The organism is Pseudomonas sp. CCC3.1 (genome assembly GCF_034347405.1).
GTDB lineage: Bacteria > Pseudomonadota > Gammaproteobacteria > Pseudomonadales > Pseudomonadaceae > Aquipseudomonas.
In genome coordinates this window covers 2653661-2664164 of sequence record NZ_CP133778.1, presented here as the reverse complement: position 1 = coordinate 2664164, position 10504 = coordinate 2653661, and the positions used below count along the sequence as shown (strand labels likewise).

Genomic DNA, 10504 nt, shown 5'->3' with positions numbered 1-10504 from the left:
AACGAATTACGTTAGAAAGCATAACGTCTGTAGCGCTAGCTGAGGCAAATCGCGTGCATTAAACGTAAGCGTCCAGCCAACACACCTTCCGAACTTTCGCATTACCCTGGATCAGCTCAACTGATCACCGTTTGGGAGCCGCTAGCATAGGGCTCGCTCGGTGGATGCCCAATTGGAACTGTCTAGCTGCATCCAAAATCTCTAGTGTTTCCGTCCCTGCGAATGCTATTTCCAGTCTTTGATTACATAGGTCGAATGTGAACTCGACGCCGTCCCGCGAGTAAGTTACGCGCTCAGAGCGGTCATCATCATCGACGTCTCCACCATGAAGCTCCTGGATGTCCTCAAGCTGATCTACCAAAGTGTCAAATGAGCTTTCCATTTTTTTAAACTCAATCACCAGGTATTCGAATTGATCATCAAAGACTTCTGCAATCGCCTCTCTTTTGGCTTCCCAGCCCGAGCGAAGCTCCAGTTGTCGGCATATCAGGTACTCAGCGGGATCGTCTGGGTTCTGACCGCTGCTGATGGAGTAGCGGAAAAACTCAGTGTCAATGTCACCGTTACCTACGTCGCTCCCCTTCTGAACTTCTTTACGGCGGGCCTTGAACGCGGAGAGTACAGCCTGATAAATGTCCTGTATCTCTTCGGCGATCTGATCAGCTAGTAGACGTCGACACCACTGATCTGCTGAGTCACTTAGTCTATCAGGCACCCTATTTTTCGAAGTGAATCCTTCCTGCGAACGAATTTTGCCCGTTTCGATCCCCTCTAGGAACTCGCTTTGATTTTTCAAGGCGATTCCCGCTAAAGCCGCATCTGCAGGCACGCTGACGGAAGGGACCTCCTGCACGTAACGAATTCGGAAGCTATTACTGCTAGACAAAATCGCCTGAGGCGTTTGGCTGCCTTTTATGTTCGTGTCCCGAGTGATGTATTGCGGAACTCTCCGACGCAGGTAGTCGCGTAAGCTGGTATCGGTCAGCCACCGATCACGCAGGGCTTCTGGGGCGCGGCCCTCGATCGCTTCTAAGAGGAAATGCGTCCAGATTCCATGCTTCAACGGTGTTGCAGGGTATGATTTTTCGCTGGGAGAACAAGACAGGAAGACGCCGCAGTACCAACCACTATCCAAAAAATCTTCCACTTCGCTGGCTTGTAAGTTGGAGATGACGTCGCGAGATTTCACTACACCAGCGAATTTTTCAGCGCACGCATCCACAAAAACGAGCGCCTTGCGGCATTGACTGTCCTCCAGATGTTCTAGAAGGTCGGCCTGCAGCTGTAGTGTTGTGTCTGCGATGTTCAATTGGTTGGTGTCGTATGCGCTGAGACGATTGCCCCCAGCGCCATGAAAGCCATGTCCAGCGTAGTAAAAGATAAACAGCTCGTCCTCATCTAGATTTCGTATCGTGTACTTCAGCTCATCTCGAAGCGCAGTGCAACTCGCCTCAGTATCTTTTAGAAGCACAACATTGAGCATGTCTTCTGGTAAATCCGCATAGATTCGACGTAAGGCTTTTTCGAAGGCCTCGCCATCGGCATGAGCATAATCCACGGACGCCAGCTTCTGTCCATCGCGGGCGTCGCGGTAGTTTTCCAACGCGACAATGATCGCCGTCACTCGTGTTGGGCTACCGCCCTCACTTGGGCTCGCCAAAGCATGCGCCTCGGCTTCCACTCCTTTGATCTTATTAATCTTGCTCATCCTTGCTCCATACAGGTCAAAAAAACAGGGTAAGCGGCTGCCCAACACACCTTTCAAATCCGATTGCAACAATGGCCTAGCCAGCATGCTCGCCGCAGTTCGGTCTATCAAGCGCTGCCGCCAAGCGCTGGTCACTTTGCCAAATGGCATCAGTAACAGCAAACGCCTCTGTCGCTTTAGCGGAGTTCATGGCTTGCTCTCTACTCAGCATCCTTCCAAGGAGGTCAGTACCGTGCCATCGAGAGTCAGAAGCATCTATTACTCGACAGCCTGGCCCGGTTTCACTCTGACGCCACTCCAGAGCAACACACTGTTTGAGCGAGGGTTCATTGCCCACTCCCCAGCCTCCCATGCTTATGGCCATGTCAACACCTAACTCGGGATGAGACGCTGTATACGTGCAAAGGTAAACTGCGTACGCACCGTCTTGGTCATTAACGAACCCGCGAAAGGTTCTGGTTTCATGACCACATCCGTCGCAATGCCCGATGATTTTCTCAGCGCCCGGCTCTACCTCTGAAGCATTATCCATGGGTATCCTTTCTTTGAATGTCATCTTGAATGCACACGGCCTGCCTCAACCGAAAAACAAGTTGCCTTGCGCACATTAAGCGCGCATCCACTGATGCGGCAACAGTTGGTCGATCTCACTGGCCTGCTGCGTTGGCAACCGCATCAGCACATCCTTGAGATAAGCATATGGATCATGCCCGTTCATGCGTACCGACTGGATGAGGCTCATGATTGCTGCCGCCCGTTTGCCGCCGCGCAGAGATCCGGCGAACAGCCAATTGGAACGCCCAAGCGCCCATGGCCTGATCGTGTTTTCGACCGGGTTATTGTCGATGGGCACAGCACCATCATCTAGGTAACGCGTCAGCGCTACCCAGCGTTTCAGGCTGTAATCTAAGGCCTTGGCCGTCGCCGAGCCTTCTGGTACAAGCTCACGCTGAGCCAGCATCCACTCATGCAACTTTCCTGCAATGGGCACCGCTATTTCCTGACGTAATCGCCTGCGGTCTTCATCGTTCATGTCTTTGGCTTGCCGCTCGATCTCGTACAGGCCGCCGATTGAGTGAAGTGCCTGTTCAGCCAGTTGGCTTTTGTTTGCCACATGCAGGTCAAAGAACTTGCGCCGGGCGTGTGCCATGCAGCCAATTTCGGTGGTGCCCAGCTCGAAGCTGGCCTTGTAACCCGCGAAGTCATCGCAGACCAGCTTGCCGTTCCATGTGCCAAGGAAGTTGCGTGCATGTTCGCCAGCACGGCTGGGGCTGAAGTCGTAGACCACGGCTTTCAGTGTCGAGAACGGCGTGGTGCAGTAAGCCCAGACATACGCTCGGTGCGTTTTCTTCTCGCCGGGCGCCAGCATCTGCACGGGCGTTTCATCGGAATGCACGACTCGCTGGGCGAGTACGACCTCCCGCAGTGCATCCACCAGCGGCTGGAGTTGCACGCCGGTTTGGCCCACCCACTGAGCCAGTGTTGAGCGTGGGATCGCCAGGCCTGCACGGCCAAAAATCTTTTCCTGCCGATACAGAGGCAGATGGTCGGCAAACTTGGCCACCATTACATGAGCCAATAGACCGGCAGTGGGGATGCCCTTGTCGATGACCTGGGCGGGCACCGACGCCTGGATCAGTGTTTCGCACTGACGGCAGGCCCACTTGCCACGTACATGCTGCTCAACGGTGAACACGCCCGGTGTGTAATCCAGCTTCTCGCTGACGTCTTCGCCGATGCGCTGAAGCTGGCAGCCGCAAGCGCACCAGGTGCTCTCTGGCTCGTGACGAATGACAGTACGAGGAAACTGCGGTGGCAGTGGCGTGCGTTTGGGCTTTTGGCGGGTTTCGTTTGACGCCGTAGCAGGACGAAGCGCGTTCAGTTCTGCCTCGATAGCTTCAAGGTCGGTGTTGAGCAAGTCATTCAGCAAGCTGCCTTGTGCCGGGCTGATCTGTTCGCTGCGCTTGGCGAACTTGTGGCGTTTGAGGATGGCGATTTCGTGAGAGAGCTGTTCGATGATTGTCTCGTCACGATGAATCTTTCGGCCCATGGAGTCGACCTTCGACAGCAACTGCGCCGCGAGTGCGCGCAGTTGGTCGGGTGTCATTTGCTCGAGATTGGGCGACGAAGTCATGCCGTGGATTTTACCAAAGCAACTCATCCGCCACAGCTGAAAGGCATGGCTAAATCACTGTAATGACGCCGTTCGCACCAACACGCTGCCATCGTAAACCGAGCACCAGCGCTTGCAGTTGTTCAGCGTCGAGTTCAACTTCCTGGCCGCGATGAGTGCCAGGCCAGTGAAACTTGCCTTGGTTCAAGCGCCTTGCGGCAAGCCAAATGCCCACGCCATCGTGCACCAGCACCTTCATCCGGTTGGCTCGGCGATTGGCGAACAGATAAGCGCAGTGCGGCTTCGCCGCACCGAACACCGCCACCACGCGGGACAGCGCAGTTTCGGTGCCAGCGCGCATGTCCATGGGCTCGGTGGCGAGCCAGATGGCGTCGATGCGTATCATTGCGAGAGGCTGCGAATGAAACGTGCGCAGCCTTCTGGGTCGCAGATCGGCCACTTCACAGTGAGTGTTTGTTGTCCGGAGGGAATATCGATGCGGGCTACAGCCTGTCGAACCGGTATCGCTGCGGCCTCAAGCTTCAACGGTATAAATGCAGGTAAGACAGACGCTTGTTGGTCGCGATAGATGGGAATCCACTTTCGAACCAGATTGGCGTTGATGCCGTGTCGCAGAGCTACGCTGGCAATTGATACGTCAGGGTTCAAGCATTCTTGGACAACCTGGGCCTTGAAGGGTTTGGGATAAGAAGTGCGCTGTCGCATGGTATTCCTTGAATTGAGGACGATGGTGTCCACGTATTTTTAGGTGGACACCATCGCCCTTAATCTGGGGATTCTGAAGGTGTGTTTGGCAGACGCTTACCATTAAACGACCAATCATCGCGTTTGCTGGCGGTGAGCGAAAATCCCTGCGATCCTGGCAGCTTTGCGCGGTCGCTGGATTTCCGGGCTTGTTACTGACCAACAAACGGCAATGCAGCTGGCCACCTTGTAACCGAGGCTTCTCTGCTAGATGTTACGGGAGGCCATTGACCATTTCGTCTGATGTTTTAGGTGGCTCTGATCCTCCCTCATACAGAGCAGCAAATAGTTCTCGAAACGCTGGGAGGTCACTGGTGATCTATAGATCCAGCATGGCAAGATGGCGGTCAGCTACCGCCGTTCAGTTCCGAGCACGCCATACCGGCATCAGCGGTAAATATGGATCGCAATCATGGATGATCTCCTGTTCGACTTTGGCAATGCCGTGCCTTGGTTTCCGCACAGCCAAGAAGATCCCTACGTTCTAGTTCGGATGAGTGCCGCGCATGTCGCGCTCCTGCAAGCGACGCTTGCCGAGCCATTGCGTCGTTGCTACATCACTGATGACCTACTCCACCGTTCCGCCGCGCGCACCGGACTGTCGCTTGCTGAAGTTCTCTCCAGCAAGCTTCCGGACGCAGGATCAACCATGGCTGGCGATTTTGGTGAGGTGCTAGGTTATTTCTATCAGTCAGCCAAGGAGCATCCGGCCGAAGCGATAGGCCCCAAGAAATGGCGGCTCAAACAGGATAGGACTAAACCGGCCCCCAAATCGGATGTCATCCATTTCCTGATGCCCGATCACCCCAATGCGAGCGCGAACGATGTCATCCTGTGCTCCGAGGTTAAGCTCAAATCCACTTCTGCTCTGTCAAATCCCATAGCCACCGCAATCAAGGACTGTGAAACGGATCGGGTAAGCCGGCTTGCCAAGACCTTGGTTTGGCTGCGCGAACGATCCATTACTGAAGATCTTGGTGATGTGAATATTCCGCTGTTGAACCGCTTTATAAATGCGGTTGACGCTCCATCTGCGACCAAGCGCTACCGCGCCGTTGCCGTCATCTGTGAAAGCTTGCTCACCGCAGAACTCGCGACTGCACCCACTACAGCAAGTGACGATTTCACCCTAGTCGTTATCTCCGTTCCAGACCTACACGCCACCTATAACGCCGCGTTCCAAGCTGCACGCGCTTCGGTGATTTGACTATGCGAGCGGCACTTCAAACGTGGATCAATAACGCAGACATGGCTCGTCATCTTGGTCATTTCTCGATAACACAGATGCCGATGGAGCTCGCACGCATCAGCAATCGGCTTGAGGATTACTACATATCTCTGGTTGGTGAACTTTTCGAGGCGGCTCGCGGAACAGACACTTCTAGCGCTGACTGGGCTCAGCTAGGAAATGCTTTCCTTCAGTTCTCAAAAGAATTGCCATCGGTGCAATTGGTACAGCTGGGAATCGCCCAAGACGAGGCAGCCCTGTTCGCAGCTGCAGCATTCTATTTCGGAGATTTCCCGGCTTCCGCCTGCCTCGCAATGCGCCAATCGGCCATCCCTGACTCGCCTCAGAGCTTGAGAGCTGCTTGCTACGACTTTTTGGCACGTCCACTGCAGCTGCGATCTGCGGCAGCACATGCACTGCAGGAACACTTAAGAACCGGTAATTTGGTGGCCCTTGCCAGTGATGTCGAGGCGGCCGTTCAGGTCGAAAAAGATGCTCTGCTGGAAGGGCCAGACGCTTGGGTTGCCGCTGCATTGCTCAGTAAACTCCTTACTCGATTCCATGCATCAAATGTCCGTGCGGTGTTACCCCAAGGCGCGAATCCATTCTGGACACCACTGGTCAACTCCTTCCTTGATCGCAAGCCATCGACTTGGGAGTTTTTCCCGTCGCAGATACAAGCCATCCAGGGTGGATTGCTCGAAAACAACCAAAGCTATGCTTTGCAGATGCCCACCGGCGCGGGCAAAACAACGCTGTGCGAAACCTTGCTTTACTGGCACCTCAACTTGAATCCGCAACATGTCGCAATCATGGTTGTGCCTTATCGCTCGCTGGCATCTGAGCTAAGAAGCTCACTTGTCCGCAGACTCAACGCAATGGGTTTACCGTCTCGCTGCGCTTATGGTGGCACCGTCCCTTCGCGGGACGAGATGCACGGGTTGGATCAAATACGCGCATTGGTCGCCACTCCCGAATCATTGTCCGGAGTTCTCAGCGCTGACCCATCGTTCGCCCAACGTGTATCGCTGGTGATCTGTGATGAAGGGCATCTTCTGGATAGCTCAGGTCGTGGCATTGGGCTCGAATTACTTCTCGCACGAATGAAAGCACGCGTCATCAATCCGATCCGCTTCGTGTTCATGTCAGCGATCGTTCCCAACATCGAAGAAATTAACGCGTGGCTGGGGGGGAACGAACAGACGGTTATCAGAAGCACCTATCGACCCGCGATTGCCGAATTTGCAGTGTTGCGCTCTCAGGGGGCAGGCGCGTCAAAATCAGTTCGTCTCGACATGCACCCTCATGAGCCCGATCAGCGCCAATATGGTATTTACGGTTTTCTGGATCGAAGCCATTTTCAGTACATAAACCCCGCCACAGGCCGGAACAAAACCTACACGTTCAACTCAGTTAAGACGCTTGCGATTGCAGCGGCCCGCAAGGTCTTAACGATGGGAACCACTGCGGTTTTTGCAGCGAATAAAAGAGGGAGTCAAGGGGCGATAGGATTAGCTGAGGAGCTAATCGCCCAGTTATCTTTTCCGCTTTCACTGCCCAATCCGATCGCTTTTGCAAACCTGGAAAAACTGGAAAGTCGAATCAATTATCTAGAGACTGAATTTGGCTCGTCTTGGATCGGGGCACGCTCTGTAAGAAATGGAGCAGTCCTTCACCATGGCGACATTCCCCAAGAGACCCGCGAGGTACTCGAGGAGTTGCTGCGCGAGCGCCATATCCACCTTGTTGTTTGCACAAGTACACTTGCTGAAGGTGTAAACCTACCTATCCGATCCTTGGTGCTGTATTCGGTGCAGCGGCGTCAAGGCAAGGGCAAGCCGGTAGATATGCTCGCAAGGGATATCAAAAACCTTGTAGGTCGCGCTGGACGCGCAGGTGCCAACACCAAAGGGCTGGTCATCTGCGCCAATGCAGACCAATGGGGCTTAGTTGAGCCCGTGGCGACAGCTGGCCCAGGCGAGACTCTGAGGGGCGCATTGCGCACACTGATCCGGAATCTGGAAAATCACTTATCAATCCACAATATTGTCCTTACCAATGAGTTCTTAGAGGCCAATGCCGTTATTCATCCTCTTGTGGACGGAGTGGATTCGACGCTGTTGGAGCTTATTGGGGAAGAGCTTGGGGACAACGATTTCGTCAGGCTGGCCACGGATCTGGCCTCACACACATTCGCGGCGCATCAGCAGCCACCCGGATCTGCCGGCACCTTGAGATCTGTGTTCGAACTCCGAGCTGTACGTCTGCTGTCTTTACGTGCGCAGGGCAAGCTCGCGTGGATCAAAGAGACGGGTACCAAGGTTCGGCTGCTCGCATCTGTAGAACAACTATTGCTTCCAGCCCTGGCGGATTGGTCAGCGCCAATGGATCCCTCCTCAGATGATCTTCGAACCACGATTCTTGAATGGGCATGGCAGGATCAAGAGCTGCAGAGTGATGTGAAGTCCGCGTTCCGGCTTGATGAAAATCAGCACCCCGTGACGGTAAAACCTAAGTTTTTTGAAATCGTGCGTCTGTGGATGGCGGGGGCATCGTTTTACGGAATCGCTGAATCAACGCAGTTGAAAGTCGATGACCTGTTGGCGGTTCACTCGCGCGCGACATCATATTCGCTGGAGAGCATCGTAGAACAAGGCATCACCCTCCTCTCTCGTATTTTGCTGGAGCGTGGAATCGTCATTCATGAAGGGGTGACGGCATTTACCGAACACCTTAAGTTTGGTGTGCCTTCCCGTGAGGGGAAGCTTTTCGCGACCGCGGGTGTAAGACACCGCAGAGCCTACGTCATGTTAGGTGATGTCCATAAGCGTGATGGCACCGTCGTTAATCCGTCAAACGCCAAAGCAACAGCCCTCAGAGCCATGAACGCTTTTCCAGAGCAGTGGCATGCCGTGTTGGGCGACCTGGTCTACAACAACACACTCGTCGACCTCGGCAATCTGTGAGCGTTTGGCCCTGATATGTGATGGACCATTTTTTGTAATTGCTAACGCTACTCGAGTCTGACGAGCTCAGGCCAAGAGCACAGCTATCAACCATCATCTCAATGGCAGGACATAGATATTTATGGACATTGGCTTCGTCGATTTGGACATCTTAGTAACCCAAATTCGCAATTCAGCTTCAAAACGGTACTTCCTAGATGCCGTAAAAGCCTACAAGGCCGGCGCACTTCGAGGGTCTCTCACCTCGTTATGGGTGGCACTTGCCTACGATCTGATAGCTAAATATCGCGAAATCAGTGCTGAAGGCGACGCAGCGGCTACCGAGTTCATCAGGCAATGGGATGCCGCGACGGTGGCAGACAATATCCCAAAGTTGCTCAGCCTAGAGGCTGAAATACTTGATCACGCCGCGGATACGACCCAGGTCATTGATGGGATTGCCAAGCGGCATCTGGGGCGTCTACGGCAAGATCGACACCTGTGCGCACATCCGGCGTTCTCGGCCGAGGCAGCGCTTTTTGAGCCATCACCAGAACTGGTTAGACTTCACCTGGTAAACGTCATTGATTGCGTTCTGTCTCGTGAGCCTCGCCAAGGCAAAGCGATTTACGAAATCTTCAGCCTGGATGTCCAGTCCGCAGGATTTCCGGCAGACCCAGACCGTGTCCACAACTACGTAGATCAGCGCTATTTGAAGCGAATCAAGATACAGAATGTGCAGAACTTCGGCACGGTATTAGCCAAATCACTATTGAAGGGCGTCCCACCAGAATGGGAGGCTCACCAGGCAAAGATTTGCCATTCCTTGATAGCCTTACGTGACCGAGCGCCTGATGCATGGCCTGATCTGTCTACGACGATTTCACGGTTGATTGATAACTCCGAGCCGCTGACTCGCCCGCGGTCAATAGCATTTCTAGCAGCGTTACCTGCTTTCTGGAATCAATTGCAGCCGGCCACACAAACCGCACTGCAAGAAACCGCGGCAAATTTTGATCCGGCCAATGCGCCTGATTTTCGAATATTGGCCGGCGTTTCAGTCCCCGCCTTTCGGCAGGCGCTGCTGGACGCAATCGAAAATATGGATGAAGACCAACTGGTGCTAGCGATCGCTATATCGCCAGTATCTGAACTATGGGTTCCGGCCGTCAAATCCTATGGAGAATCGGGTAGCTTTCGTGGGTCAGAAGGAAGGTTCAGAAGGCTGCTAGCTCCATTTTCTGGACACCTAAGTAGCGGGCAGCTCGATATGCTGCTGGATAAGCTCATGACCAACTCCCAATGCTGGGATGCTGGCGCGACACCCGGATTTTTGCTCGGTTTGCTCCGGGATGCAGGGGTTCGGAATCTTCCCACTGACGATGCGAAAAATCGCTTCTACCAGCAAGTTCGTCGTAGAAGGGCGGAAGCCCAGTATGTTGATGTTTTAGAGCTTTTCGCTACCCACGGGTGGGTGCGCCCTGCCCCAGAAAACGTAGATGAAGACGATTGAGGCAATTGGACTGATGAATCGACCGATATCGATCGGTTCAGCTCCTAAAGAGACGCCTACTTAGGGCAAGCGCTTTGATAGCAGAGTGGTCTTCGACCTCCTGCTGTCAAACATCGACACCTGCAATGTGCTCGTCCGGCAAAGTCATCTCTTCGACATTGGAGGTTAAGTACAAGGTAGGCACCAGTCAGGAACTTTCCCGGCGAGGCAATGCAAAAGAATAGCTAGCGTC

General features: G+C 53.9%; 7 protein-coding genes. 3 read left to right on the top strand and 4 right to left on the bottom strand.

Annotated elements, in window-relative coordinates:
- Window positions 1–124: 124 nt before the first annotated feature.
- The 4 genes from RHM56_RS11985 to tnpA form a co-directional block, all read right to left on the bottom strand.
- A complete protein-coding gene (locus tag RHM56_RS11985; RefSeq protein WP_322241426.1) occupies window positions 125–1708 on the bottom strand; it encodes a caspase family protein in 1584 nt (527 codons plus the stop codon).
- Between the two features lie 607 nt (window positions 1709–2315).
- Window positions 2316–3842, bottom strand: coding sequence for an IS66 family transposase (gene tnpC, locus RHM56_RS11980; protein ID WP_322241425.1), 1527 nt, complete (start codon window positions 3840–3842; stop codon window positions 2316–2318).
- Between the two features lie 49 nt (window positions 3843–3891).
- Window positions 3892–4227: an IS66 family insertion sequence element accessory protein TnpB gene (gene tnpB, locus RHM56_RS11975; RefSeq protein ID WP_322241423.1), complete on the bottom strand. Its 336-nt coding sequence runs from the start codon at window positions 4225–4227 to the stop codon at window positions 3892–3894.
- On the bottom strand, window positions 4224–4547 hold the full coding sequence (gene tnpA / locus RHM56_RS11970) for an IS66-like element accessory protein TnpA (RefSeq protein ID WP_322241421.1): 324 nt from the start codon (window positions 4545–4547) through the stop codon (window positions 4224–4226). The genes tnpB and tnpA overlap by 4 nt, the downstream gene beginning before the upstream one ends.
- 451 nt (window positions 4548–4998) lie before the next feature.
- Here tnpA and RHM56_RS11965 point away from each other — a divergent pair, with 451 nt between their 5' ends.
- The 3 genes from RHM56_RS11965 to RHM56_RS11955 all read left to right on the top strand — a co-directional run bounded on the left by RHM56_RS11965 (window position 4999) and on the right by RHM56_RS11955 (window position 10272).
- A complete protein-coding gene (locus RHM56_RS11965; RefSeq protein ID WP_322241420.1) occupies window positions 4999–5793 on the top strand; it encodes a Hachiman antiphage defense system protein HamA in 795 nt (264 codons plus the stop codon).
- A 41-nt stretch (window positions 5794–5834) separates the two neighbouring features.
- Complete coding sequence (locus RHM56_RS11960; RefSeq protein ID WP_322241418.1) at window positions 5835–8780, top strand: DEAD/DEAH box helicase; 2946 nt, start codon at window positions 5835–5837, stop codon at window positions 8778–8780.
- A gap of 121 nt (window positions 8781–8901) precedes the next feature.
- Window positions 8902–10272 (top strand): hypothetical protein, encoded by a 1371-nt coding sequence (locus RHM56_RS11955; protein ID WP_322241417.1) that lies wholly within the window; start codon window positions 8902–8904, stop codon window positions 10270–10272.
- Window positions 10273–10504 lie beyond the last annotated feature (232 nt).